Annotated in this window: 22 protein-coding genes; 11 read left to right on the top strand and 11 right to left on the bottom strand. The window is 67.3% G+C overall.

What is annotated here, in order from left to right; genetic code table 11:
- Positions 1-1,590: glycoside hydrolase family 3 C-terminal domain-containing protein (locus HNH97_RS03760; RefSeq protein WP_171789901.1), on the top strand; the 1,590-nt coding region annotated here is incomplete at its 5' end.
- Here HNH97_RS03760 and HNH97_RS03755 read toward each other — a convergent pair.
- The 6 genes from HNH97_RS03755 to HNH97_RS03730 form a co-directional block, all read right to left on the bottom strand.
- Positions 1,571-2,653, bottom strand: coding sequence for a transglycosylase SLT domain-containing protein (locus HNH97_RS03755; RefSeq protein ID WP_407716801.1), 1,083 nt, complete (start codon positions 2,651-2,653; stop codon positions 1,571-1,573). The two genes, HNH97_RS03760 and HNH97_RS03755, sit on opposite strands and share 20 nt — an antisense overlap.
- On the bottom strand, positions 2,650-3,096 hold the full coding sequence (locus HNH97_RS03750) for a DUF1489 family protein (protein ID WP_171789899.1): 447 nt from the start codon (positions 3,094-3,096) through the stop codon (positions 2,650-2,652). Before HNH97_RS03750 ends, HNH97_RS03755 begins: the two co-directional genes overlap by 4 nt.
- A gap of 17 nt (positions 3,097-3,113) precedes the next feature.
- The gene (locus HNH97_RS03745) at positions 3,114-4,241 is read right to left on the bottom strand and encodes a nucleoside hydrolase (RefSeq protein ID WP_171789921.1); all 1,128 of its coding nucleotides are present in this window, start codon (positions 4,239-4,241) and stop codon (positions 3,114-3,116) included.
- Positions 4,242-4,416: 175 nt separating this feature from the next.
- The gene (hemW, locus tag HNH97_RS03740) at positions 4,417-5,628 is read right to left on the bottom strand and encodes a radical SAM family heme chaperone HemW (protein WP_244949274.1); all 1,212 of its coding nucleotides are present in this window, start codon (positions 5,626-5,628) and stop codon (positions 4,417-4,419) included.
- Positions 5,618-7,615 carry a potassium transporter Kup gene (locus HNH97_RS03735; protein WP_171789897.1) on the bottom strand — a complete coding sequence of 666 codons (1,998 nt, stop codon included), beginning with the start codon at positions 7,613-7,615 and terminating at the stop codon, positions 5,618-5,620. Before HNH97_RS03735 ends, hemW begins: the two co-directional genes overlap by 11 nt.
- 123 nt (positions 7,616-7,738) lie before the next feature.
- Positions 7,739-8,449 (bottom strand): YggS family pyridoxal phosphate-dependent enzyme, encoded by a 711-nt coding sequence (locus HNH97_RS03730; protein WP_171789920.1) that lies wholly within the window; start codon positions 8,447-8,449, stop codon positions 7,739-7,741.
- Between the two features lie 285 nt (positions 8,450-8,734).
- On the opposite strand from HNH97_RS03730, the gene HNH97_RS03725 reads away from it, so the two are divergent.
- Genes HNH97_RS03725 through HNH97_RS03710 form a run of 4 tightly spaced genes read left to right on the top strand, consistent with a single transcriptional unit; the run spans position 8,735 to position 13,696 of the window.
- Positions 8,735-10,048, top strand: coding sequence for an RsmB/NOP family class I SAM-dependent RNA methyltransferase (locus HNH97_RS03725; protein ID WP_171789896.1), 1,314 nt, complete (start codon positions 8,735-8,737; stop codon positions 10,046-10,048).
- Between the two features lie 60 nt (positions 10,049-10,108).
- A complete protein-coding gene (gene rpe / locus HNH97_RS03720) occupies positions 10,109-10,789 on the top strand; it encodes a ribulose-phosphate 3-epimerase (protein ID WP_171789895.1) in 681 nt (226 codons plus the stop codon).
- 49 nt (positions 10,790-10,838) lie between these two features.
- On the top strand, positions 10,839-12,545 hold the full coding sequence (locus tag HNH97_RS03715; RefSeq protein ID WP_171789919.1) for a heparinase II/III family protein: 1,707 nt from the start codon (positions 10,839-10,841) through the stop codon (positions 12,543-12,545).
- Complete coding sequence (locus HNH97_RS03710) at positions 12,542-13,696, top strand: glycosyltransferase family 4 protein (RefSeq protein ID WP_171789894.1); 1,155 nt, start codon at positions 12,542-12,544, stop codon at positions 13,694-13,696. The genes HNH97_RS03715 and HNH97_RS03710 overlap by 4 nt, the downstream gene beginning before the upstream one ends.
- Here HNH97_RS03710 and HNH97_RS03705 read toward each other — a convergent pair.
- Positions 13,663-14,160, bottom strand: coding sequence for a hypothetical protein (locus tag HNH97_RS03705; RefSeq protein ID WP_171789893.1), 498 nt, complete (start codon positions 14,158-14,160; stop codon positions 13,663-13,665). The genes HNH97_RS03710 and HNH97_RS03705 overlap by 34 nt on opposite strands.
- On the bottom strand, positions 14,157-15,404 hold the full coding sequence (locus HNH97_RS03700) for an aminopeptidase (RefSeq protein WP_171789892.1): 1,248 nt from the start codon (positions 15,402-15,404) through the stop codon (positions 14,157-14,159). Before HNH97_RS03700 ends, HNH97_RS03705 begins: the two co-directional genes overlap by 4 nt.
- 154 nt (positions 15,405-15,558) lie before the next feature.
- Between HNH97_RS03700 and HNH97_RS03695 the strand changes: the two genes are divergently transcribed.
- Entirely contained in the window at positions 15,559-15,927 is a 369-nt protein-coding gene (locus HNH97_RS03695) for a Rieske (2Fe-2S) protein (RefSeq protein ID WP_244949272.1), read from the top strand.
- Positions 15,928-16,020: 93 nt separating this feature from the next.
- Here HNH97_RS03695 and HNH97_RS03690 read toward each other — a convergent pair whose 3' ends face one another.
- The 3 genes from HNH97_RS03690 to HNH97_RS03680 all read right to left on the bottom strand — a co-directional run bounded on the left by HNH97_RS03690 (position 16,021) and on the right by HNH97_RS03680 (position 18,754).
- Entirely contained in the window at positions 16,021-16,518 is a 498-nt protein-coding gene (locus HNH97_RS03690) for a DUF4186 domain-containing protein (protein ID WP_171789891.1), read from the bottom strand.
- Positions 16,519-16,533: 15 nt separating this feature from the next.
- Complete coding sequence (gene tyrS / locus HNH97_RS03685) at positions 16,534-17,790, bottom strand: tyrosine--tRNA ligase (protein WP_110912271.1); 1,257 nt, start codon at positions 17,788-17,790, stop codon at positions 16,534-16,536.
- A 298-nt stretch (positions 17,791-18,088) separates the two neighbouring features.
- Positions 18,089-18,754 carry an alpha/beta hydrolase gene (locus tag HNH97_RS03680; protein ID WP_110912272.1) on the bottom strand — a complete coding sequence of 222 codons (666 nt, stop codon included), beginning with the start codon at positions 18,752-18,754 and terminating at the stop codon, positions 18,089-18,091.
- 582 nt (positions 18,755-19,336) lie between these two features.
- On the opposite strand from HNH97_RS03680, the gene HNH97_RS03675 reads away from it, so the two are divergent.
- From HNH97_RS03675 to HNH97_RS03655, 5 genes are all read left to right on the top strand, one after another.
- Positions 19,337-20,476, top strand: coding sequence for a cysteine desulfurase family protein (locus HNH97_RS03675; RefSeq protein ID WP_171789890.1), 1,140 nt, complete (start codon positions 19,337-19,339; stop codon positions 20,474-20,476).
- 206 nt (positions 20,477-20,682) lie between these two features.
- On the top strand, positions 20,683-21,867 hold the full coding sequence (locus HNH97_RS03670) for a cysteine desulfurase family protein (protein ID WP_171789889.1): 1,185 nt from the start codon (positions 20,683-20,685) through the stop codon (positions 21,865-21,867).
- A gap of 62 nt (positions 21,868-21,929) precedes the next feature.
- Positions 21,930-22,244: a ferredoxin family 2Fe-2S iron-sulfur cluster binding protein gene (locus HNH97_RS03665; RefSeq protein WP_110912377.1), complete on the top strand. Its 315-nt coding sequence runs from the start codon at positions 21,930-21,932 to the stop codon at positions 22,242-22,244.
- Between the two features lie 96 nt (positions 22,245-22,340).
- A complete protein-coding gene (gene mnmA / locus HNH97_RS03660; RefSeq protein ID WP_110912274.1) occupies positions 22,341-23,417 on the top strand; it encodes a tRNA 2-thiouridine(34) synthase MnmA in 1,077 nt (358 codons plus the stop codon).
- A 21-nt stretch (positions 23,418-23,438) separates the two neighbouring features.
- On the top strand, positions 23,439-24,107 hold the full coding sequence (locus tag HNH97_RS03655; protein ID WP_110912275.1) for a glutathione S-transferase family protein: 669 nt from the start codon (positions 23,439-23,441) through the stop codon (positions 24,105-24,107).
- Positions 24,108-24,112 lie beyond the last annotated feature (5 nt).

The raw sequence follows: 24,112 nt of genomic DNA, 5'->3' as shown, positions 1-24,112 counted from the left end.
GGCGTGGACCTGCTGCCATCGGGCCGGCTGCTCGCGGGGGAGGACCCGATGCTGGCGGGGACGATGGCGGGGATGGTCGCCTCGGGCCTGATGGGGGGGCATGTGGTGCCGGTCTTCGCCTCCCTCCGCGCGGAGGAGCAGGGACGCGGTGACGGGGTGGTCGCCCTGCCCGCCACGCTGCCCGTCCCGGCGGGGCGGTATATGGACGGCAGCCTGATGGGCCTGTCCATCGCGCTGGCTACCGCGCATGGGGGGGCGATCGCATGCGGGGGCATGCATGCGTGTGGCGCGCTGTCGGGACTGTCCACCATCGTGCGCGACCACTGGCGCTTTGGCGGGATGCTGATGGCGATGCCCGGCGCGCTGTCGGGGACGGATGCCAATGCGCCCGCCGCCGTGGCCGATGGCGTGGACCTGGAACAGTCACTCGGGCTGGAGGACGGGATCTATGCCACGCCCCTGCGTCGCGCGGTGGCGACGGGGGCGGTGCCGGCCGCCCGGATCGACCAGATGGCGCAGCATGTCCTGACGTCGCTGTATGGTACCGGCATCCTTGACCATCCCCCGTCCTTCAACCGTGACACGAAGCCCCCGCCAGCGTCCGATACCCTGTCGGTGGCGGGACTGATGGCCGATATCGGGGCGGAGGGCATGGTCCTTTTGCAGAATGAAAACCAGGTCCTGCCGCTTGATGACCGCAGCGGTCCGGTGCTGCTGCTGGCGACGCAGGCGTTGCAGCGGCCGCTTGCGGCACTTGCGGCGGCGCTGGAGCATGACGGGATCAGGGTCAGCACGGCCATCGTCCGGCCCGACGGGACGCCACCGCCACAGGCCGCGCAGGTGGCGCGTGCCGTGATGCTGACGGACCGTGACGCGGACAATGCGTTCATCACGGCGCTGGCCGACCTTGGCGGGCATGTCGTCACCATCATGATGTCCGACAGCCCCGATCGCGCGATGCCGTGGCTCGACGTGGTGGACAGCGTGATACAGGCCTGGTCATGGCATGATGAATATGCCGCCCCGCTGGCGGCGATGCTGACGGGAACGCGTGATTTCACCGGCCACCTGCCCATGACGTTTACCGGCGGCCTCTATCCCCCCGGCATGGCGTATGCCGATTACCATGCGTTCGAACGCGCCCATGTGGCGCCGCTGTTCCCCTTCGGCTATGGCCTGTCGGTTGCAGGCGGCGTGTCCTATGGCGATGTGCACGTCAGCCGCGAGGATGCGACGCACCTGAACGTGACCTTCACCCTGACCGATACGGCCGACCATCCCGTCCGCGCGGTGGCGCAGCTTTACCTGACCCCCCCGGCGGAGGCCGGCGGCGTCAAGCGCCTGGTGGGATGGCGCAGCGTCGCGCTGACGCCCGGGCATGTCACCCATGTCACCATTCCCGTGGACCCGCACCTGCTGGGACAGTGGGATGCGGGTGCGGGGGCATGGATGGTGCCGGCGGGGACCTATACGTTCGCGGTGGGGGGATCTTCGGTCATGCTGGTGCATCAGGCCAGCGTGCACCTGCCCGCGCTGCACGTGGCCGCCACGCTGGAAAACCTGCCCGCGCCTACATCCCCGGGCGAATGACGAGGCACAGCAGTCCCTGGCCTTTCAGGCTGGCGCATGCCCGTTCCGCCGCCGTCTGCGACAGGCCCGCCAGTCGCGCGCGATAGACCTGCGTGCCGCGTGCGCTGGTGATGGGGATCACCATGCTGCGCGCCCCCTGCAGGAGGGTGAAGTCGCCCTGTCGCGCCATGGTGGTGGCGAAACGGGCCTGCCCCTCGGTGGAGAAGGCGCCGACCTGCACGCTCCATGCGCCATAATTGACGCCCGCGCCCGATGTCGCCGTCACCGTCATGCCCGTGCAGCGTGCCGAAGGGTCATAGGCCGCATTCGGGTCCTGTGCGCAGCCAGTGGACGGTGCGGAGGCGTGTGTCGTGGGGGCGGGCGGATTGAGGGTCGCATATTGCAGCACGGCATGCTGGTTGCGCCCGCCCAGCGCCACGGGGGTGCGGGTCACAGGCTGTCCCGGCCCGGCATAGATCGCAAGAGGGCCGCTCAGCGCCACGGCATTGCCGAGGTTGGGCGTGATGATCTTCAGGTAGCGCACGGTCTGGCTGGGCAGCGGGCGGCCATCCTCAAGGTAGTCGTTCAGCCGTTCGATCCCCGCATTGTACGCCGCAAGGAATCCCGGCGCGCCATACAGGCCATACAGCGTGCGGATATAGGCCGTGCCCGCCAGGATGTTGTTGCGTGGCTCGTACGGGTCCGAACCGAGATGGTTGCGCTTCTGCATGTCACCATAGGTCTGGGGCATCAACTGCATCAGGCCCATCGCGCCACTGGCGGAGGTGATGGGATGGCCGTCCATGTATTCGTGCCCGCCCGATTCCTTCTGGATGACGGCGCGGATCCATGGCTGCGGCACGGAAAAGCGGTTCGAGGCCTCCTCGATATAGGGTTTCCACGGGTCATCGGCCGGGCCGGGCGCGCGGTAGGCCCCGCTGGCGGGGTAATAGCGCGAGTAGCGTGACGTGCCGGTCTGCGGGGTGGAGGCACAGCCCGCCAGGACCAGCGCCGCACACCCCAGCAGGGTGGCCGCGCGCAGGGAAGGGGACAGTGCGGGAAGGCGGAGGGAGGCGGATTTCAGATCAGGCACAACGCAGCCAGTTCGCGACGCATGTCATCGGGCAGGGTATCTCCATTGGGGTCGAAATGGCCAAGGTCGGCCGGCGCGTCGGCCGCACGCAGGTAGCGCCACCCCTGAAAGGGGCGCATGCTGCGCGGGACGACCGGCACGATGAGGGGATCGAGCGTGATCAGCGCGCAGGCCACGCCGTCATCGCGGGTGTCGGGGCGGATGCCGGTGATGCGCTGGCGGCACATGATCATCCCCGCGATGACGCGGTACAGCGACCCGCCCTCCAGGATTTCCGCCGCGCGGCGGGGAAACATGCGCGTGCGCAGCCATGGCTGCCCCGCGGGCGTCGTCCCGTCCAGCCCGTCGCGTGGCACCGGCGGTTCCACCTGCTGGCGCAGGGCGAGTTCGGGCAGGCTGTTCACCCCCACCGCCAGCTTGACCATATGCAGCATCGCGCGCTCCCCGCCGTTCAGTGACGTGCCGGGGCGGCAGCGGGCAGGTCGGTCTGCGCCTCCTGCGCGAAGGTGGCGCGGAAACGCGCGGCATCGACGCTGCGCACGACATGGACGCGGCGCACCCCCTGCTTTTTTGGGGCAAGCTGTTCGGGCCAGACATAGGCATGGCCGTAATTCGGCCCGTGCGTCAGGTCGATATCCATGAAGGCGTCAACCGATGACGTCACCAGCGACGGGTCGGCAGCGATGGCGGTCGTCAGTTCGTCCCACATCGGCAGCGGTTCGTAATATTTTCCCAGATACTGCGTCATCGGCGTCACCTTGCGCGTGATCTGCGCAAGGTAGTCGCGCGTCATCATCAGGTCGTTCGACACGCTGCCGACCACCGTGACCGACGCCCATGGCGCGGTCAGGGCGATGTGGGCGGCCTCCGGGTCGAAGATCATGTTGAAGTCGGAGGCGAAGTCCGCATTGCCCGTCACCGACATCATGCTGGTGTCGAGCATGCCGCCCATGAAGATCAACTGCTTCGCCGTCGCGGCGAAGGTCGGGTCCAGCCGGATGGCCAGCGCAAGGTTCGTCAGCGGCCCCGCCGCGACAATGGTGACCTGGTGCGGGTGGGCATGGACCTGTTCGATCAGGAACTGCGCCGCGTTCTGCGCGATGGGCCGCATGTGGGGCATGCCCTCCTTCAGCGGGGGCACGGCGGGCTGTTCGTCGGGGATGTGCTCGATACTGCCCAGGCCGCCCCACGCGCCCTTCCACGGCATCGTGCCGAACTGGTGTTCATGTTCGCGCAGTGCCGCGACCGTGTTGACCAGAGGATAGACCGCGCCATCGGCCACCGGGATGTCGGTGCGGCCGATGATCTCCAGGAACCGGCGCAGGTGGGCGGATTCGGCGTTTTCCCAGTCATCGCCACTGACGACGCTAAAGCCGAGCACGCGCACATGCGGATTGAACAAAAGCGGGATGATCGATTGCTGGTCCGACCCGCCGGGGCCGAGGAAATCGTTATCCTCGATCACCAGTTCGGGCCCGGGTATTGCTGCATGGGCCAGCACCGGCAGGGCGGCGCAAAGGGCCGTTCCCGCCACAAGCGCCAGGGCCTTCAGCATGGCGGGAAATGATGGGCGCGACATGGATGCACGGGACACAGCTTGGTTCCTTCCCTGACCTCGGGGGCGCAGTCTAGCCAGTTTGTGGCCCGGTGCCATACCATCCGCGCTCACTGTGTTGATACGTCATGGTTTCCAAAGGGCAATGCCCTTTGGCGGGTTTCAGGGCAGCGCCCTGAGCCGTTGCATCGCCCCCTGCCTAGACCACCAGCGCGGCCAGCAGGCTTTCCAGCCGCAGCCGCCCTTCCGCCGTGGCGCGCAGCCGTGCCCCGCCTTCACCCCATTGCAGGTAGCCTTCCTCCAGCGCGGCGAGCAGGATGTCAGGCTCCGTCGCCTCGATCAGGTCCATGCCCGTGCGTCGTGCGAAACGGTCGGCCGCGATCCCTTCATCAAGGCGCAATCCCATCAGCAGCATCTCGCGCGCTTTCTCACGCGGGGAAAGTGCCTCCTCATGTGTCGTGCCGGTGCCTGCCTGCTCCACCCGTTCGGCCCAGGGTTCGGGCGCGCGGTGGCGGCGCGTGGCATGGGTGACGCCGTCGAACGTCATGCGCCCATGCGCCCCCGGCCCGATGCCCAGATAGTCGCCATAGCGCCAGTAGGTCAGGTTATGGCGGCTTTCCGCCCCCGGTCGGGCATAGTTCGAGACCTCATACCCCAGCAGTCCGTGCCGCGCCGCCACGCTGGCCGTTTCCTCATACAGGCGGGCGGCAAGTTCGTCGTCAGGCAGGCGGAAGCGGTTCTGCCGGTAGAGGCTTTCGAAGCGCGTGCCCGGCTCGATCGTCAACTGGTAGAGCGAGAGATGGTCGGAGACGAGACCGAGCGCCTGGTCGAGTTCTGTCCGCCACGACGCCAGCGACTGCCCCGGCCGGGCATAGATCAGGTCGAACGAGATGCGCCCGAACAGCGCACGCGCCTGCTCCAGTGCTGCGATCGCCTGTGGCACGCTGTGTTCGCGCCCCAGAAAGCGCAGGGCTTCGGGATCGAGGCTCTGCAATCCCACCGAAATCCGGTTCACCCCGCTGTCGCGAAAGGCGCGCAGGCGTCCGGTCTCCACACTGGTGGGGTTGGCCTCCAGCGTGATCTCGATCTCCGGGGACAGGCGGAACAGGCGGCCCGCATCCTCCAGCAGGCCGGCGACGGTTGCAGGGTCCATCAGCGAGGGCGTGCCCCCGCCAAGGAAGATGGAGCCCAGCACCGGGCGGCGGTCCGGCGTGGCCCCGATGCGCGCGGCCTCGTGCGCCAGTTCGCGGCGCAGGGCATTGCCAAAGCGCGCCTGCGGGATGACGTCGCGCACATGGCTGTTGAAATCGCAGTACGGGCACTTCGACAGACAGAACGGCCAGTGCACGTACAGCGCCAGCGTCTCCCCCGCATCCGGCGCGGGGCGGGGGAAAGGCGCGTCAGATGGCAAGGCGGACGCCAAGTTCAACCACGCGGTCGGGCGGGATGCGGAAGAATTCGGTCGCCGGTGTCGCGTTGCGCGCCATCAGCAGGAACAGCGACATCCGCCAGCGCGACATCTTCGGCACGGAGGAACGGACCAGCAGTTCGCGGCTGGTGAAGTACGACGCCTGCAGCGCGTCGAATTCCAGCCCGCTGGCCTTCAGGTCCTCCAGCGCGCGGGGCAGGTTGGGCGTTTCCATGAAGCCGTAACGCAGGATGATGCGGTACATGTCCGGGGCCAGTTCCTGCAACGCGACACGGTGGCCGCGATCGGCCTCCGGCTGGTCAAGGGTCTGGACCGTGACGAACAGGACATGGTCATGCAGCACCTTGTTGTGCTTGAGGTTGTGCAGCAGGCACGCGGGCACGAAATCCGGCGTCGCGGTCATGTACACCGCCGTTCCCGGCACGCGGATGATGCGCGATTGCGGCAGGCGCGCAAGGAACGAGTTCATCGGCATGCTGTCCTGCTTCTGCCGGTTCATGATCAGCAGGCGGCCCTTCTTCCACGTCGTCATCATCAGCGTCAGCACGATGCCCAGCAGCACCGGCACCCAGCCGCCCTGCGGGATCTTCATCGCGTTGGAGGCGAAGAAGGTGGTGTCGATGATGAAGAAGCCGCCGAACGTCGTGATCGCGGCCAGGCGCGACCAGTGGTACAGGCGGCGGAACACCACCATCGCCAGCACGCAGGTGCACATGAACGTGCCCGTCACCGCGATGCCATAGGCGGAGGCCAGGGCGTCGGAACTGCGGAAGCTGAGCACCAGAAGGAGCGCGCCGGTCATCAGGAAGCGGTTGAATTCCGGCAGGTAGATCTGGCCCTCTTCCTCCGCATTGGTGTGGGTGATGCGCATGCGCGGCAGGTAGCCAAGCTGGATGATCTGCCGGCACAGCGAAAACCCGCCCGAAATCCCCGCCTGGCTGGCGATCACGGTCGCGCAGGTGGACAGGATGATCATCGGCACCTGCAGCCAGTGCGGGCCAAGCAGGAAGAACGGGTTCGCCAGCGTGGCCGGGTGCGCGATGATCAGCGCCCCCTGCCCGAGATAGTTGAGCGCAAGGCACGGCAGCACGCAGAACAGCCACGCATAGCGGATGGGCTGGCGGCCGAAATGGCCCATGTCGGCATACAGCGCCTCCGCCCCCGTGACCGACAGCACGACGGAGCCAAGGGCGATGAACGACAGCCAGCCGTGATAGATGATGAACTGCACCGCATAGGTGGGCGACACGGCAAGCAGGATGGCCGGATGCTGCACGATCTGCGTCAGGCCGAGGATGCCCAGCAGGCTGAACCAGACCAGCATGATCGGGCCGAAGATGGTCCCCACCTTGCCCGTGCCATAGGACTGCACCGAAAACAGCCCCACCAGCACCACCAGCGCGATGGGAATGACCAGTTCGCGCGCGGCGGGGAAGCTGACCTCCAGCCCCTCCACCGCCGACAGGACGGAAATCGCGGGCGTGATCATGCCATCGCCGAAGAACAGGCACGCGCCACCGATCCCCACCATGCCCAGCGCCACGCGCAGGCGGTTGGTGGTGGCGACGCGCTGGGCCATCGACATCAGCGAGATGATGCCGCCTTCGCCATTATGGTCGGCGCGCATGATCAGGATGACGTATTTCACCGTCACGATCAGCAGCAGCGACCAGATGATGAGGCTGAGCACGCCGAGGATTTCCCACGGCTCGATCCTGTGATGCTGCGAGACGACCATGATGGTCGAACGCAGGGCGTAGATCGGGCTGGTGCCGATATCGCCGAACACCACGCCCAGCACGCCAAGCAGGGCGGCGAAGCCTACGGGGTTGGCGGCATGTTCGTGCTGGTCCGCGCCGTATTCGGTAACCTTCGACGGCCCCGTCGGGGCGGCGGCCCTGCCATCCGGAGCGGGGGCGGATGGCGTCGTCGAGGGTCCGGGGGCGTCAGGCCCCGTGGCTTGCGTCATGTCGTGACGGCTCCGCGGCAGTGAATGTCAAGAAATACAGGCTGTATCATGCCCGGTACTTTCGCATACCCACAAGCGGGTGGGGCATCAAGGCCCGTCTCCGTACAGGTGCCATGCCGGACTTCAGGACGGGTGGGCCGGGCGGGGGCCGAAAATGGCGCTGCCGACGCGCACATGCGTTGCACCGGCGGCGATGGCCTGCTCGAAATCCGCCGACATTCCCATGGAAACCACGCCCAGCCCGTGCCGTCGCGCCATGGCCGCCAGCGTGCGGAAATGCGGCATGGGATCCTGATCGACGGGGGGGATGCACATCAGGCCGGCCACGGCATCGCCAAAGCGCGCCATGGCGGCGGTGATGAACGCATCCGCATCCTCCACCGCGACGCCGGATTTCTGCGTCTCGTCCCCCGTATTGACCTGCACCAGCAGTTGCGGCATCCGCCCCGCCCGGTCGGCCGCGCGCGCGATGGCGTCGCACAGGGCGGGCCGGTCGAGGCTTTCGATCATGTCGGCGATGCGCACGGCCTCCAGCGCCTTGTTGGTCTGCAGGCCGCCGATGATGTTCAGCCGCAGGTCCGGCCACTGCGCGCGCAGGGGCGGGAATTTGGCCGCCGCCTCCTGCACGCGGTTTTCGCCGAACGTCATCTGCCCCGCCTGCAGCGCCGCGACCACGCTTTCGCGGGGGTGGAACTTCGACACTGCGACCAGCGTGATGTCCGCGGGATCGCGCCCCGCCCTGTGTGCCGCCGCCGCGATACGCGCCCGCACCGCCGCAAGCGCCGTGGCGATGTCGTGGCCCGTGGCCGTGTCCTGCGGCGTGGTCGCTGGCATGGATGTGTCGTGCACGCTGCTGTCCCCTTTTTCGGAAATCCGACTGCCGTGGTCCGTGGCCGTCCCAAGGTCGCGCGTGGCGGCGGTCGCAGGTCCGTGTTGCGGTATCCTGACTGCGATATCATGGCGGGGGGCTGCTGTCATTGGGCGGCGGGATGGTAAAAATCCATGCGCCGGGGGTGGCGGCGCGGGCGCGGGCGTGTCATGTGCGGGGCACGCGGGTGCCGCAGCGCAGGCGGCATGCAGTTTTTCGATGGTTTGATGAGTTCCGAAGCAGGATAGACAATGAAACAGACGTCCGCACCCCGTTCGTCCGGACGCCGCGCCGCAGGCCGTGGCGCGCAGGCGGCAGCCGACCCGACGCGCGATATCGCCTTCGACATCGTCACCGGCGTGATCGAGCACCGGCGCATGCTTGAAACCTCCATGGAAAACTCGGCCGCCGCGCGGGATGCGGAACCGCGCGACCGGGCTGCCGCCCATCGCCTCGGCGCCTCGGTCCTGCGGCACATGGGCACCGCGACGGAGGTGCTCTCGCCCTTCCTGAAAAAGGAACCGCCCGAACCCGTGCGCGCCGTGCTGCTGATTGGCGTGGCGCAACTCCTGTTCCTTGGCACGCCGGTGCATGCGGCGGTGGCGACGTCGGTCGCACTGGCGCGCAGGCGCGGCCTCGCCCCGTTTGCGGGGCTGGTGAATGCCGTCCTGCGCCGCATCGCGCAGAAGGGGGATGCCTGCCTTGACGGGCTGGACCAGGAACGCCTCGACGTGCCGCCCTGGCTGTGGACGTCGTGGGGGCGCATGGCCCGTCCCATCGCCGCGGCACTGGGGATGGAACCGCCACTTGACCTGTCGATGCGTCCGGGCTGCCTGCCCCCGCCGGGGGGCGAGGTGCTGCCCAACGGCACCGTGCGTTTCCCCGCCGGCACGCGCGTGACCGAACTGCCCGGTTTTGCCGAAGGCGCGTTCTGGGTGCAGGACGCGGCGGCGACCCTGCCCGCGCGCCTGCTGGATGTGAAGGCGGGCGAGCGCGTGGCCGACCTGTGCGCCGCACCCGGCGGCAAGACCGCGCAGCTTGCCTTTGCCGGGGCGCAGGTCACGGCGGTCGAACGCGACGCCCGCCGGGTGGAACGGCTGCAGGCCAACCTTGCGCGCCTGAAACTGTCGGAGACGGTGCGCGTGGTGCAGGCGGACGCGACGCAGTGGCGGCCCGAGGCGCCGCTTGATGCCGTGCTGCTCGATGCGCCATGTTCGGCCACGGGCACGGTAAGGCGCCACCCGGATGCCCTGTGGATCAAGCGTCCGCGCGATCTGGCGGCGCTTGCGGCGGGGCAGCAGGCGCTGCTCAAGGCGGCGCGCGACATGCTGCGCCCGGGCGGGCGTCTGGTCTACGCGGTCTGCTCGCTCCAGCCGGAGGAAGGCCCCGCCTGCGCCCGTGCTGCTGAGGAGATGGGCCTGATCGCCGATCCCTTCACGCCGGAGGAACTGTCCTTCCTGCCGCAGGCCCGCACGCCGGAGGGCTGGCTGCGCACCCATCCGGGCCTGTGGGCGGAGCAGGGTGGCATGGACGGATTCTTCGCCGCGCGCTTCCGCAGGGCCTGAGTGCCGGGGTGATGTCGTAAAACTATGGCCTGCCTGCGATATTCCTGATACTAAAGGCGTATGGCAGCCCTATCTTCTCCCCTTATCGCGCCGAGCGTGCTTTCGGCTGATTTTTCCCGCATGGCGGACGAGGTCGCCGCTGTCGAGAAGGCAGGGGCCGACTGGCTCCATCTTGATGTAATGGATGGCCATTTCGTCCCGAACCTGTCGATGGGGCCGCAACTGGTCAAGGCGCTGCGCCCGCGCTCGAAGCTTCCGTTCGACGTGCACCTGATGGTCGCCCCCGTCGATTCGTATATCGAGGCCTTTGCCAAGGCGGGCGCGGACCATATCCACATCCATGTGGAAGCCGGGCCGCATACCCACCGCTCCTTGCAGCATGTGCGCGACCATGGGGTGAAGGCGGGTGTCGCGATCTGCCCCGCCACGCCGCCGGAGGCCCTGGGCGAGGTGCTCGACCTTGTGGACGTGATCCTTGTCATGACGGTCAATCCCGGTTTCGGCGGGCAGAAGTTCCTGTCCAGCCAGTTGCCCAAGATCCGCACCCTGCGGAAAATGGCCGACGCAACGGGCCGTGACATCCGCATTGGCGTTGATGGCGGGATCAATCCCGAAACCGCCGCCCTTGCGACACAGGCGGGCGCGGATGTGCTGATCGCCGGGACCTCGGTCTATGGGCAGGCCGACTACGCACATGCCATCGACGCCCTGCGCACAGGCGGGGCACCCCGCCCGGCGTGAGGGGGACTTTCATCATCGTCCGGCGCACCGGTCGGGGGACGGGACGGACATGGTCGTAAAACGGCTGGCACAGGGCGCGCGCCTGTCCATGGCCCGCCTGCCGCTTCTGGTGGGCAAGGGGCGGGTGCCCGTGGCCCCCGTGCACAATATCCGTGACCTGTGGCCCGGCGACGCCGCGACGGGGGCGATGCTCATCAAGGGCATGATGACGCAGGAGGGATATACCCATCCCATCGGACCGGGAATGTGGGACAATCCCGATTTCGAACCCGCCTTCCGCGAGGGACTGCACAGTTTCCGCTGGCTGCGGGACCTGCGCGCAATGGGCACGGACGCCGCGCGCCTGCGGGCGCGGGCGCTGGTGGATGACTGGCTGCTCAACCCGCCGAACCACCCGATGGTGCGCGACTGCACCGTGGCGGGGGCGCGCGTGGCGGCATGGCTTGGGCATTACGATTTCTTCGCCGCCTCGGCCAGTGACATGTTCCGCCAGCGCCTGATGGCGCGCCTGCTGGTGGAGGGACGGACGATCGCGGCCCTCCTGCCGCCCGAATGCCATGACTGGCAGTCGCTTACGGCGCTGAAGGGCCTGCTTGCCGTGGCGGTGGCCATGCCGGAATATGCCGGCTTCCTCAGCCGTTACCGCCGCTATATCGATGCGGAGGTGGAGCGCCAGATCCTGCCCGATGGCTGGCACATCCAGCGCAGTCCGGAGGTGCAGTTGCGCGCCCTGCGTGAACTGGCGGAAATGCGCGCGATGATGCAGGCCGCACAGCACGCGCTGCCGCATTCGGTGGCGCTTGCGCTCGACAAGATGAGCCCCGTGCTGCGCGCGATGCGCCATGGGGACGGCTGCCTCGCTTTGTTCAATGGCAGCCATGAACGCAGCTCCACCCTGGTGGAGATGGTGCTGTCGCAGGCCACGCGCACGCGGGTCGTGGCCAGCACGATGCCCGATGGCGGTTTCGTGCGCGCGCAGTCGGGGCGTTCACTGCTGCTGGTGGATGCGGGCGCGCCCGCGCCGGCGGGGTATGACCACAACGCCCATGCGGGCACTCTGTCGCTGGAATTTTCGTGCATGCGCCAGCGCCTGATCGTCAATTGTGGCGCGGGCTTCCTGCCGGAATGGAAAAAGGCGCTGCGCCAGACGGCGGCCCATTCCACGGTGGAGGTGGAAGGGCTGTCCTCCTCCGACTTCCACGAGGACGGTACGGTCGCCCGCCGTCCCGCCCATGTGGAGGTGGACCACGCCACGCGGGAGGGCGCGCACTGGCTGAGCCTGTCGCACGATGGGTATTACCCCACGGCGGGCGCGACCTATACGCGGCGTCTGTATCTGGGCAACAATGGCCACCGCCTGCGTGGCGAGGAAACGATAGAGGGCGAGCGCGAACTGGCCTTTGTCCTGCGCCTGCACCTGCATCCGTCGGTCTGTGTACAGCCGGGCACGCAGGAGGGCACCATCGTGCTGGAGGCCGGGGAACAGACATGGACCTTCCGCGCCACGGGGGGCGAGGTCGCGGTGGAGGAGAGCGTCTATTCCGGGGGGATGCGTCCCGTGCCCTCGACGCAGATTGTCGTGCGTGTGCTCCCCAATGCAGCCCAGCCTGCCGCCGTGGGCGAGGAAATTCCCCAGGCCCCCGCCGGATCGGGCGAAGGGATTCCCCCCGGCCCAACGGAAGACGTGGCGCCCGGGCGCAGGCGCCGTGTGATCCGCTGGGGTCTGGAACGCGAAAGGGACGGCAGCGGGGAATGAAGATACTCGAAATCACAAATGTTGATTTTGCACTGTATCACTTCCTCCATCCCCTGATGCGCCGGCTGCGCGCCGATGGCCACGATGTCGTCGGGGCCTGTGCCGCAGGCCCCCTGCTTGCGCCGGTGCGTGCCGATGGCTTCCGGGTGGAGGCGGTGGCGATGGCGCGCTCCTTCTCCCCCGTGGCGCAGGCGCGCGCGCTGTGGGCGCTGGTGCGCCTGATCCGGCGCGAACGTCCCGATATCGTCCATGCCCACATGCCCATCAGCGGCCTTCTGGCCCGCCTTGCGGCGTGGCTGTGTGGCGTGCCGTGCGTGGCCTATACCTGCCACGGGTTCCTGTTCAACCAGCCCGGCCCCGTGTGGCGGCGCATGCTGGCGCTGGTGCTGGAATGGCTGGCGGGGCGCGTGACCGATACCTACCTGACCGTCTCGCACGAGGAAGCGCGTGATGCGCGGCGACTGGGTATCCATCGCCGCGCCACGGCCATCGGCAACGGACGCGACGGGACGCTGTTCCGCCCGGACCCGGCGACGCGGGACAGGGTGCGCGCGGAACTTGGCGTGGGGCAGGGGGATGTCGTCATCTTCGCCGTGTCGCGACTGGTGCGGCACAAGGGATATCCCGAACTGCTGGCGGCGATGCGTGATGTTCCCGATGCCGTGCTGTGGGTCGCGGGGGAACGCCTGCCGACCGACCACGGGCCGGACATGGCGGTGCTGATGACGCAGGCGCAGGCGGAACTTGGCCCACGGCTGCGCTGCCTTGGCTATCGCGCCGATGTGGCGGACCTGATGGCGGCCGCCGACATCTTTGTCCTGCCCAGCCATTTCGAGGGGCTGCCCATGACCGTGATCGAGGCGATGCTGTGTGGCCTGCCGGTGGTCGGCAGCGACATCCGCGGCATCCGGGAGCAGGTTGTCACGGGACAGACCGGATACCTTGTGCCGGCCGGCAACGCCACCGCGCTGGCGGCGGCGCTGGGGCGACTGGTGCGTTCGGCGGACCTGCGGCACGCGATGGGGGCGGCAGGACGGGCGCGCGCGCTGGCGATGTTTTCACAGGATGCGGTTCTGGCGCGGACCTGCGCCCTGCTGGTGCAGGGCGCGCGGCGACGTCAGGGTTGTGAAAGCTGGCCGCCCATTTCCTGAATCAGGGTTTCGGTTTCCTGCGGATGGGCATTGATCAGCTTGATGTTCGCAGGGTTAAGCGCCGGCGCGCCTTTGGGCGCCTGCTGGTGCATCAGGGCGGTCGTCATGCCGAACGTCGTGATGCCCATGACGAAATCCGACGCGCTCAGCCCATGTTCACGCAGGATCGGCATCAGGCGGTCCATCTGCGCCGTGCGTTCGATCGTCTGCGACAGCGACAGGTTGCCGCTTTCGGGCGGGGTGACGTTGCGGGCCTTGATCTCGCGGATGGTCGGGATCATGACCGTAAAGAAGTTGTTGGGCAGGCGGTACTGCGCGGCGGCGGTGATGTCATGCATCATCATCGCCTTCTGTTCGTCCGTGGGCTGCTGCTGCTGTCCCGCGGGGGCCTGCTGCGCCATCGCGGGCAGTACCGGCAGCGCCACCGACAGGGCGGCGGCAAGGAGATATGTGCGAAAAGTCATGGCTGGCTGGTCCATTCGCCCTGTTTCATCAAGGATTCGCGTGTGCCGTCATGGGTGATGGCGTCCACGTCGATCAGGTTTGACCCGATCATCCAGTCGATGTGGATGAAGCTGGTATTCGCGCCACGCTCGGTCAGTTGCGCCTCGGTCAGGCTGTCGCTGTCGAGCATGCATTTGGTATAGGACTGCCCCAGCGCGATATGGCTGGCGGCGTTTTCGTCAAACAGCGTGTTGCGGAACAGGATGCCGCTGCTTGAAATCGGCGATGACGCAGGCACCAGCGCGACCTCGCCCAGGCGGCGCGCGCCTTCGTCGGTGTCGAGGATGCGCGTCAGCACCTCCTGCCCCACGCGGGCGCTGGCCTCGACAATGCGTCCGCCTTCGAAGCGCACGGCGATGTCGTCAATCAGCGTCCCCTGATGGAACAGCGGCTTGGTCGCGCGCACCGTGCCATCGACGCGGCGGGCGTGCGGCGTGGTGAAGACTTCCTCGGTCGGGATGTTGGGGTTGCAGGTAATGCCGTTGCGCGCAGGTTCCGACCCGCCGGCCCAGGCGTGGCCATCGGCCAGCCCCACCGTCAGGTCCGTATCCGGCCCCCGGAAATGCAGGGCCGCGAACCGGCGTTCGTTCAGCCATGCGGAGCGCCGGTGCAGGATTTCGTTATGCCGCGTCCATTCGGCCACCGGGTCGGCGTTTGTCACCCGCGATGCGGTGAAGATGGCGTCCCACAGGCGGGCCAGCGCCTGGTCGGGTTCAAGGTCGGGGAAGACCTGCTGCGCCCATGCCGGGGTGGCGCAGGCGACGATGCTCCAGTTGATGGCGAAATTGGTGATCAGTTCCATCGCCGGCCGCCCGGCAAGCGATGCCGCACGGGACGCGCGGGCGACGCGGTCGTGGTTTTCCCCCGACAGCAGCGTGGGGTTGCCCCCCGTGATCGCCATGCGCGCCGCACCGGCGCGATAGGCGTCGGCCATGCCGTCCTGCAGCCACTTTGCCGCCGTGTCGAACGTGTCGTCCGGTGCGTGGAGGAAACGTGCCAGCGTGGTTTCATCGTCGCTGTAGAACGTGCTGACCAGTGACGCCCCGGCGCGATAGGCATGTTCGGTAATGCGTCGTACCAGCGGCACCGCGTCGAGTGGCGCGGTAATCAGCAACTGCTGGCCATGGGCGATGTTCAGCCCGACCCGGACCGCAACCTCGCCCAGTCGGTCAAGGAGTTCTGCGTGGTTGGAAGCTGGGGCCATGCGTGCATTCATCCTGTTGAAGGCGGTAGGGATGGCGGGACGGACCAGAGGCGCCCGCCCTGTCACAAGGTGTCTGTCACGATACGATAGACGATAGTCCACGGTTGCGTAAAATCATACCGTAACCTGTTGGGGAAAAGCGAAGGTGATGGAAATGGCGAGAATACCGGGCGGTCGTGAAAATGCCGTCAGGCTGTGTGATGTCGCCGCCGTGCGCGAACGCCCGCAGCGTGTCGTCACGCAGGGCCGCGCCCTGGTCGTCTGGGCCACGCAGGACGGGCGGGTGTGCGTGTTCGACGACCGCTGCCCGCATGGCAATGCGCGCCTGTCCACCGGCTATGTCCAGTATGACCGACTTGTCTGCCCGCTGCATATGTGGACCTTTGGCGTACGGGGCGACGTGGATGCGCCCGGTGGCCGGATCGAGGCGGCGAACCCGATGCCGCGCCCCTATGACACATGGGTGGAAGGGGACGGGGTCTGGGCCAGCGTACATCCCGCCATGGAAAAGTCGGCAAGGTAGTATATTGATAAGTAATAAAAGTTTTTGATGAAGCTTTTTCCAAAAAGCTTCAGAGACGCCGCCTTTTTAAAAAAAGGCGGCACCCAAAAATTTTTATTCGCTACAATCCGGGTCTTCACGCAGCAGCCATCCCCGGATCACCGCGAGGATATAGTCGCGCTGTGGCTGTTGCAGTTCCTGCCCCTTCGCAAACCCGTGCCATTTTTCGATACAGCCGCGACAGCAGGTGCCCGTTGCGTGCTGTGCGACGAAAACCGGATGCCCGCGCCATGGGGTCTGCCGCCCGTCCTTGTGCGGGTGGGCGGGGGCAAGGCGTGTCGCAATGAACTCCGCCGCATGTCCGGACACGCTTTGCAGCCCCTGCCGGTGCAGGTAGGCCCGGTCTTTTGCATCAAGGTGGAAGCGTGCGCGAAAGCGCGAACGCGACAGTCGTTCCCACAGATCATCCGCAACGGCGGGCAGCGTGGCGGGAAGCGGTACTGCGGCTGGGGCGGGCGGAGGTTCCTGCGCTGATGGCGGCGGCGCGAACAGGTCCGCCTGCCCTGGCGGTGCGGCAGGCGTCCTGCGACGGGAAGGGGCGCGCGCCGTCATGGTCTGGCCGTGGCCTCAGGCCGGGCGCACCAGGATGTGCTTCTTCTTGCCCGACGACAGCTTGATGACCCCGTCACGCAGGTCGCCTTCGCCAATCATCCGCCCCTCGTCCGTGACCACCTCGTCATTGAGGCGCGCGCCACCACCGCGGATCAGGCGTCGCGCCTCCCCGTTGCTGGCGACAAGGCCGCTGTCGGCGAACAGGCGGAATGCCGGGATCCCTTCATGCAGGGTGGCGGCCGCAATGCTGATGGAGGGCAGGGCATCCGCGCTCAGCGCACCTTCCTCAAACGTGCGGCGGGCGGCCTCGGCGGCCTGCTCGGCGGCGGCGCGGCCGTGGCACAGGGCCGTCGCCTCGGTCGCGAGGACCTTTTTCGCTTCGTTGATGCCCGCGCCGGGCAGGGCGGCAAGGCGGTCACATTCCTCGATCGGCAGGTCGGTGAACAGGCGCAGGAAACGCCCGACATCGGCATCCTCGGTATTTCGCCAGAACTGCCAGTATTCAAAGACCGGAAGCCGCGCCGCCGACAGCCAGACCGCGCCGCGCGCGGACTTGCCCATCTTGGCCCCCGAACTGGTGGTCAGCAGCGGCGTGGTCAGGCCGAACACCTGCTGCTGGTTCATGCGCCGCACAAGGTCGATGCCCGAGACGATGTTCCCCCACTGGTCCGACCCGCCCATCTGCAGGGTTACGCCATGGCGGGCGTTGAGTTCGCGGAAATCATAGGATTGCAGGATGGAGTAGTTGAACTCCAGGAAGGTCAGTCCCTGCTCACGCTCAAGCCGGCTGCGCACCGAATCGAACGACAGCATCCGGTTGACCGAGAAATGGATCCCCACATCACGCAGCAGGTCGATATAGGACAGCCGGTCGAGCCAGTCGGCGTTGTTCGCCAGCATCGCGCCGGACCTGTTTTCCGCCTTGTCATCAAAGGACAGGAACTGCCGCAGGCATCCCTCGATCCCGCGCAGGTTCTGCGCGATCGTCTCCGCCGTCATCAGCTTGCGCGCTTCCTCGCGGAAGGAGGGATCGCCGATCTTCGCCGTGCCGCCACCCATCAGGGCCACCGGGCGATGGCCGTGTTTCTGCATCAGGCGCAGCATCATGATCTGGATCAGGCTGCCGACATGCAGGCTGTCCGCCGTGGGATCAAAGCCGATATAGCCCGAGACCGGCCCCGCCTGCATGGCGGCGTCAAGCGCCTCCATGTCGGTGCACTGGAAGATGAAGCCACGTGCCTCGGCCTCGCGGAGGAATTCGCTTTTGGGCATGGTCTCTACTGTGTCTGCGGGTTGTCACGGCTCCGCACGCGGGCGGAATGCGACAGGGTCTAGCATGATCGCGCCATGCGAAGAAACCATCCGCCCGCTGCCGCGTTGGCGATGTCGGGACAGGGCAGGCACAGGAGGAGACATGGCGCGATGGCAGGCCGAGCGTCCATGCGATGACACGGCACGCGCGACGGGCGTGGGCCGGATGTCCGGCATCATGTCGCGCAGCATCGCCTTCGCGCCGGTTTCTTCCGCGCCAGTCCCCTATGCACCAGCCCCCTGTCAGCAGGGCGGCAGGTCAGTCCGCGGCCAGCGCCAGCGCGCGGCGGTTCATTACGGTGCTGACATGGTCTTCCAGCGCCGCGGCGACTTCATCCGCGTGGGAGGCGAAGATATGGTCCGCCCCCTTGAAGACGCGGTAATCCACCTCGACGCCCTTCTGGGTGTTGAGCTTGTCCACCAGCTTGTGCACGGCGGGTTCGGGCACCAGTTCGTCGGCGTCGCCCGCGATCATCAGGCCGCCACACGGACACGGCGCGAGGAAGCCGAAATCGTAATGGTTGGCCGGGGGGGCGACACTGATCCAGCCGGTGATTTCCGGCCGGCGCATCAGCAGTTGCATGCCCACGAACGCGCCAAAGGAATAGCCCGCGATCCACAGGCCCCGCGCGTTCGGGTTGACCATCTGCATCCAGTCCAGCGCGGCCGCCGCGTCGGAAATTTCGCCGATGCCGCCGTCATAACGTCCCTGCGAACGCCCGACCCCGCGCGAGTTGTAGCGCATGACCGAAAAGCCCATCTTTTCGAATTCGCGATACATCGCATAGGTGATGCGGTTGTTCATGGTGCCGCCATGCAGCGGGTGCGGATGAAGGACCAGTGCAAGCGGCGCGTTCGGCTCGCTCGAGTGGTGGTAGCGTCCTTCCAGACGGCCATCAGGGCCGGCGAACATGACCTCAGGCATATATATCCCGCATATGGTTGCCCGGCTGCCTGATGGCATGGCGGCGGGGCGGTTGGCATTTTGGTCTGTCCGGTGGCGATGCCCCGCACCGGACAGGCGACTGATTCAAGTAACCCGGCAATGGCCAAGGCCATCCCCGGCGGCGCCGTCACGGCCGGATGTCAGCCATTGGAGGGGCGCCAGTAAACCCAGAACATATGTCTGCAACCCACGGCCCCGGTTGCCGTGATTGAATGTGTGCGGACCGGACATATACCGATTGGGCCTGATAATGCTGACGTGGCCTAGGGATTAAAAATGTTAGTTTGTCGGGTAAGCGTTGCGTCTGTGGCAGGCATGGCGGTGTGGGGCGTCGTGTGTGCCGGCCTGTCCTGATGCTGCCTCATGCTCTGCGCTCCGCCATTTGTTGGTGCGTCACGGGGCGGGGGCTGCGTCTGCCGCGATACGCTCCCGCCGGGTGTCGCCATGCAGTTGGATGCGCAGCTTATAGCGAGGCCAATTCACAAATTGCCACATAAATCGTAAACATGGGGGCAAAGTAACGCCGTGGTATTGGCGCTCACAGATGGATCAGGGATTGAAATGAACGGCGGCGCGGGGGATTTTTTCTATCTGGACGCCAACGCGTCGGAGCCGCTCCGCCCGGAGGCGGCGGCGGCCATGGCGGCGGCGGCAGCAGTGCGCGGCAACCCGTCATCCGTCCACCGGGCGGGCCGTGCGGCGCGCGCCATCATGGAGGCCGCGCGGGAGGAGATTGCCGCGACGTTCGGTGTCACGGCGGAAAACTGTGTCATGACATCCGGCGGGACGGAGGCCAACGTCCTGGCCATCGACGCGCTGGGGCAGGGGCGGCGCATCCTGTATGGCGCGGGCGAACATGACGCCGTGCGCATGGCGGCGCAGGCGCGCGGCGGACAGGCCATTCCCGTCGATGCGCAGGGTGTGGTCCGCCTCGACGCGCTGGCGGCCCTGCTGGCGCAACCGGGGGAGGCGCTGGTCTGCATGATGCTGGCCAATAACGAGACCGGGGTGATCCAGCCGGTCGCCGAGGTCGCGCGCCTGTGCCGCGAACATGGCGCGCGCCTGCATGTCGATGCGGTGCAGGCGGCGGGACGCATGGAGGTGGACCTGCGCGCACTGGGCGCGGACAGCATGGCGGTGTCGGGCCACAAATTCGGCGGCCCCAAGGGGGCGGGCGCGCTCCTGCTGGCGGGGGAGCGGTTTGTTGCCCTGCCGCCCATGCTGGCCGGTGGGGGGCAGGAACAGGGACGGCGTGGCGGCACGCCCGCACTTCCGGCCATCGCGGGCATGGCGGCCGCCCTGTCGGCGGCGACACGTGACCTTGCCGATCCCGCGCACCGGGCGCGCCTTGCACGACTGCGCGATGGCATCGACCGCGCGGCGCGCGACTGTGGCGCGGTGGTCTGCTCGGCGGATGCGCCACGGCTTGCGAACACCACCTGCCTGGTCCTGCCGCACCGGCGGGCGCAGACGCAGTTGATCGCACTCGACATGGCGGGGTTCTGCGTCTCCGCCGGGTCGGCCTGTTCGTCGGGGAAGGTCGCGCGTTCGCATGTGCTGGTCGCGATGGGAATGGAAGGGCAGGCGGGATGCGCGATCCGCGTCTCCCTGCCATGGTCCGTGACGGATGCAGAGGTGGAGGCATTCACGGCCGCATACGCCGACATGGCCGCCCGCCTGCCCATGCGCGAAGCGGTTTGACGTGGACAACGCGCAGGCACGCCTTACAATGGGATGTGAATAAAAGTTTTCGGGTGACGGCTTTTTTCAAAAAGGCGGCGCTCTTCGAAGCTTTTTGAAAAAAGCTTCACCAAAAACTTCCTTATGGCAAGCGCATATGGTGCCGCGCATGAGTACTACCTTGACATGGTAGGGCTCCATCCACACGTGGCGGAGTTATGATGACAATGCTGGAGACGGCACGCCCGGGCGATGATGTGCCCGATGGGCAGATCTACCTCGATTACCAGGCGACGACGCCGTGCGACCCGCGCGTGGTCGAGGAGATGCTGCCGTGGTTCACGACGCATTTCGCCAATCCCCACAGCGCGGACCACGCGGCGGGACGATATGTGCATGACGCCGTGGACATCGCCCGTGCGCGCGTCGCGGCCCTGATCGGCGCGGAAGCGCGGGAGGTCGTGTTCACCTCCGGCGCGACGGAGGCCAACAACCTCGCCATCAAGGGGGCGGTGCGGCACCTGCTGTCCACCGGCACGGCGCGGCGGCGCGTCATCACGGTGGCGACCGAACATAAATGCGTGCTGGAATCCGTCCGCGACCTTGCGGCCGAGGGGTGCGAACCCGTCATCCTGCCGGTCGGGGCGGACGGACGGCTGGACCCCGACGTGCTGCGCCGCGCGCTGGAGGTGCCGAGCCTGCTGGTCAGCATCATGATGGCGAACAACGAAACCGGCGTGATGCACGACATGGCCGCCCTTGCGCCGCTGGTGCGCGGGGCCGGCGCCCTGCTGCACAGCGACCTTGCGCAGGCGGCGGGCAAGGTTGCGGTGGACGTGCGGGCACTCGACCTCGACCTTGCCTCGGTCTCCGCGCACAAGATGTACGGGCCGAAGGGGGTGGGCGCGCTGTTCGTGCGGCGCAGGCCGCGCGTGCGGCTGGCCCCGCTGTTTTCGGGCGGGGGGCAGGAACGTGGCCTGCGCTCGGGCACGCTGCCCGCGCCGCTGCTGGTCGGATTTGGCGCGGCGTGCGACATCGCGATGCGTGAAATGGCGGCGGACGCCGCGCGCGGGCGCATGCTGCGCGACCACATGCTGCACCTGCTGCGTGCCGGGTGTCCGGGGATCGAGGTCAATGGCAGCATGGAACATCGCCTGCCGACCAACCTGAACCTGCGTTTCCCCAATGCCACCGCCCTTGATATCATGGCGCGCGCGCCCGAACTGTGTGTGTCCACCGGGTCGGCCTGTTCCTCGGCCGAGGTGGTGGCGTCCTATGTGCTGACGGCGATGGGACTGGACGCGGCGCAGGCGGCGCGAAGCTTGCGTCTGGCGGTCGGACGCTATACCTCACGCGCCGATGTGGATCGCGCGGCGGCGATCCTGTGCCGTGCCGCGGCCGGGAGCGCATAGCGCGGGGATAGGAATGGCCCGGCAGGGATGTCCGGGCGTGGAACTGTGTTCAGGATGGAATGATGGCGCATATTGTTTTTGTCGAACGTGATGGCACCCGGCGCGAGGTCGCGGCCCCGATCGGGCTGTCGGTGCTGGAAATCGCGCACAAGAACGGAATCGACCTCGAAGGCGCGTGCGAGGGATCGCTGGCGTGCGCGACATGCCACGTGGTCGTGGACCCGCAATGGGCCGACAGGCTGACGCCCCCGACCGAGGATGAGGAAGACATGCTCGACCTCGCCTTCGGGCTGGAGAAGACGTCGCGCCTTGGTTGCCAGATCGTGATGACCGAGGCGCTCGACGGCCTCGTGGTGCGCCTGCCGCGCACGTCCTGAACGGGCGGGCCGATAATTCCTTTGACGCCGGGCCTGCGCCTTCGATAGGCAGGAAGGCCCGGTTGTCCTCAATTCTTCTGAAAGTATAGCGGACCCATGCGTATCCTGGTCGCCATGTCCGGTGGGGTGGACAGTTCGGTTGTCGCCGCCCGCCTCGTCGCACAAGGGCACGAGGTGGTGGGCGCGACCCTGCAACTGTATGATTCGCGTGAAAGCGCGCGCAAGGGCGCGTGCTGCGCCGGGCGTGACATCCATGACGCGCGCCGCGTGGCCGACCGGCTTGGCATCGCGCATTACGTCATCGACGCCGAACGCCGTTTCCGCGACAGCGTGATCGAGACGTTCGCCGACGCCTATGCCGAAGGGGAAACCCCCGTTCCCTGCGTCGCGTGTAACCAGGGCGTGAAATTCACCGACCTCCTCGGCATGGCGCGCGACCTTGGCGTCGATGCGATGGCCACCGGCCATTATGTCCGCCGTATCGAGGGGCCGCAGGGCGTCGAACTGCACCGCCCGGTGGACAGCACGCGCGACCAGTCATGGTTCCTGTTCGCCACCACGTTGCAGCAGCTTGGCTTCCTGCGCTTCCCGCTTGGCGACATGCCCGACAAGGATGCCGTCCGCGCCGAGGCCGAGCGTTTCGGCCTTGCGGTTGCGGGCAAGCCCGACAGCCAGGACCTGTGTTTCATCCCCGATGGCTCCTACGCCACCCTTGTTGAAAAACTGCGCCCGCAGACCAGTGGCGCGGGCGAGATCGTGGACCTTGCCGGCAATGTCGTGGGCGCGCACGAAGGGGTCGCGCGCTATACCGTGGGGCAGAGCCGCCGCCTCGGCGATGCGACGATGCATGGCGGCGAACGCCAGATGGTCGTGGGCATCGAACCCGGCCGACGCCGCGTGGTGATCGGCCCGCGCACGCGCGGCGTTGCGCGTGAACTGAGCCTGCGTGACATGAACTGGCTGGTCGAACCGCCTGCCGATGGCCTGCGTTGCGGCGTGCAGATCCGCGCGCGCGAGGCGGTACGCCCCGCGACGGTCTGGCGCACGGAAGATGGCGCGTCGGTCCTGCTGGACGAGGCGGCGGTCCCCGCGCCGGGGCAGGCCTGTGTGATGTATGACGGGACGCGGGTTCTGGGTGGCGGGTTCATCCGCCGGCAGGACAGCGTCGTCTGAAGACCACGAAAGGACGAAGACATGGCTGAGGGAACACTGGTCATCGGGACGCGGCGCTACTCCTCGTGGTCGCTGCGTGGCTGGCTTGCGGTCAGGCTGGCGGGACTGGATGTGGAGGAAGTGGTGATCCCGCTTTCCAACGATGGCAACACGTCGGCCATCAAGACCATCTCCCCCAATGGCAAGGTGCCCTACCTCGAACATCGCGGGGTTGCGGTGTGGGAAAGCATCGCGATCTGCGAATACTGCGCCGATCAGGTGCCCGCCCTGTGGCCGTCCGCCCCGCGTGCGCGCGCCTTCGCCCGGTCCATCGCGGCCGAAATGCATGCCGGCTTCCGCGCGGTGCGCGCGGCGATGCCGATGAATGTGGGGCGCAATGGCCGTCCGCTGGCCAGCGGGACGACAGATGACATCGACGCGGACATCGCGCGCATCGACGCCATCTGGACCGAAGCACGGCTGGATTTCGGGCAGGGCGGCACGTTCCTGTTCGGCGCGGACTTCACGCTGGCCGATGCGATGTATGCGCCCATCGTCTCGCGCTTCCTGTCCTATGGCGTGACGCCTTCGCCGGAATCGGTGGCCTACATGAACGCGGTGCGCGCGCATCCTCTGGTGGACCAGTGGTACCAGACCGCCCTGGCGGAGCCCAAGGAATGGCGCAACGCCCGTTTTGAGGACATTCCCTGAGGCAC

Origin of the sequence: Gluconacetobacter entanii (genome assembly GCF_013155425.1) — a bacterium.
Taxonomy (GTDB): domain Bacteria; phylum Pseudomonadota; class Alphaproteobacteria; order Acetobacterales; family Acetobacteraceae; genus Novacetimonas; species Novacetimonas entanii.
The sequence above is the reverse complement of the archived record's forward strand: the minus strand, read 5'-3'. Positions and strand labels throughout refer to the sequence as shown.

Coding starts and splice junctions, on each gene's coding strand:
- HNH97_RS03750 (WP_171789899.1), bottom strand. CDS start 3,096: ATGCTGCATATGGTCAAGCTGGCGGTGGGGGTGAACAGCCTGCCCGAA.
- HNH97_RS03745 (WP_171789921.1), bottom strand. CDS start 4,241: ATGTCGCGCCCATCATTTCCCGCCATGCTGAAGGCCCTGGCGCTTGTG.
- HNH97_RS03735 (WP_171789897.1), bottom strand. CDS start 7,615: ATGACGCAAGCCACGGGGCCTGACGCCCCCGGACCCTCGACGACGCCA.
- HNH97_RS03730 (WP_171789920.1), bottom strand. CDS start 8,449: ATGCCAGCGACCACGCCGCAGGACACGGCCACGGGCCACGACATCGCC.
- HNH97_RS03725 (WP_171789896.1), top strand. CDS start 8,735: ATGAAACAGACGTCCGCACCCCGTTCGTCCGGACGCCGCGCCGCAGGC.
- rpe (WP_171789895.1), top strand. CDS start 10,109: ATGGCAGCCCTATCTTCTCCCCTTATCGCGCCGAGCGTGCTTTCGGCT.
- HNH97_RS03715 (WP_171789919.1), top strand. CDS start 10,839: ATGGTCGTAAAACGGCTGGCACAGGGCGCGCGCCTGTCCATGGCCCGC.
- HNH97_RS03710 (WP_171789894.1), top strand. CDS start 12,542: ATGAAGATACTCGAAATCACAAATGTTGATTTTGCACTGTATCACTTC.
- HNH97_RS03705 (WP_171789893.1), bottom strand. CDS start 14,160: ATGACTTTTCGCACATATCTCCTTGCCGCCGCCCTGTCGGTGGCGCTG.
- HNH97_RS03700 (WP_171789892.1), bottom strand. CDS start 15,404: ATGGCCCCAGCTTCCAACCACGCAGAACTCCTTGACCGACTGGGCGAG.
- HNH97_RS03695 (WP_244949272.1), top strand. CDS start 15,559: ATGGCGAGAATACCGGGCGGTCGTGAAAATGCCGTCAGGCTGTGTGAT.
- HNH97_RS03690 (WP_171789891.1), bottom strand. CDS start 16,518: ATGACGGCGCGCGCCCCTTCCCGTCGCAGGACGCCTGCCGCACCGCCA.
- tyrS (WP_110912271.1), bottom strand. CDS start 17,790: ATGCCCAAAAGCGAATTCCTCCGCGAGGCCGAGGCACGTGGCTTCATC.
- HNH97_RS03680 (WP_110912272.1), bottom strand. CDS start 18,754: ATGCCTGAGGTCATGTTCGCCGGCCCTGATGGCCGTCTGGAAGGACGC.
- HNH97_RS03675 (WP_171789890.1), top strand. CDS start 19,337: ATGAACGGCGGCGCGGGGGATTTTTTCTATCTGGACGCCAACGCGTCG.
- HNH97_RS03670 (WP_171789889.1), top strand. CDS start 20,683: ATGCTGGAGACGGCACGCCCGGGCGATGATGTGCCCGATGGGCAGATC.
- HNH97_RS03665 (WP_110912377.1), top strand. CDS start 21,930: ATGGCGCATATTGTTTTTGTCGAACGTGATGGCACCCGGCGCGAGGTC.
- mnmA (WP_110912274.1), top strand. CDS start 22,341: ATGCGTATCCTGGTCGCCATGTCCGGTGGGGTGGACAGTTCGGTTGTC.
- HNH97_RS03655 (WP_110912275.1), top strand. CDS start 23,439: ATGGCTGAGGGAACACTGGTCATCGGGACGCGGCGCTACTCCTCGTGG.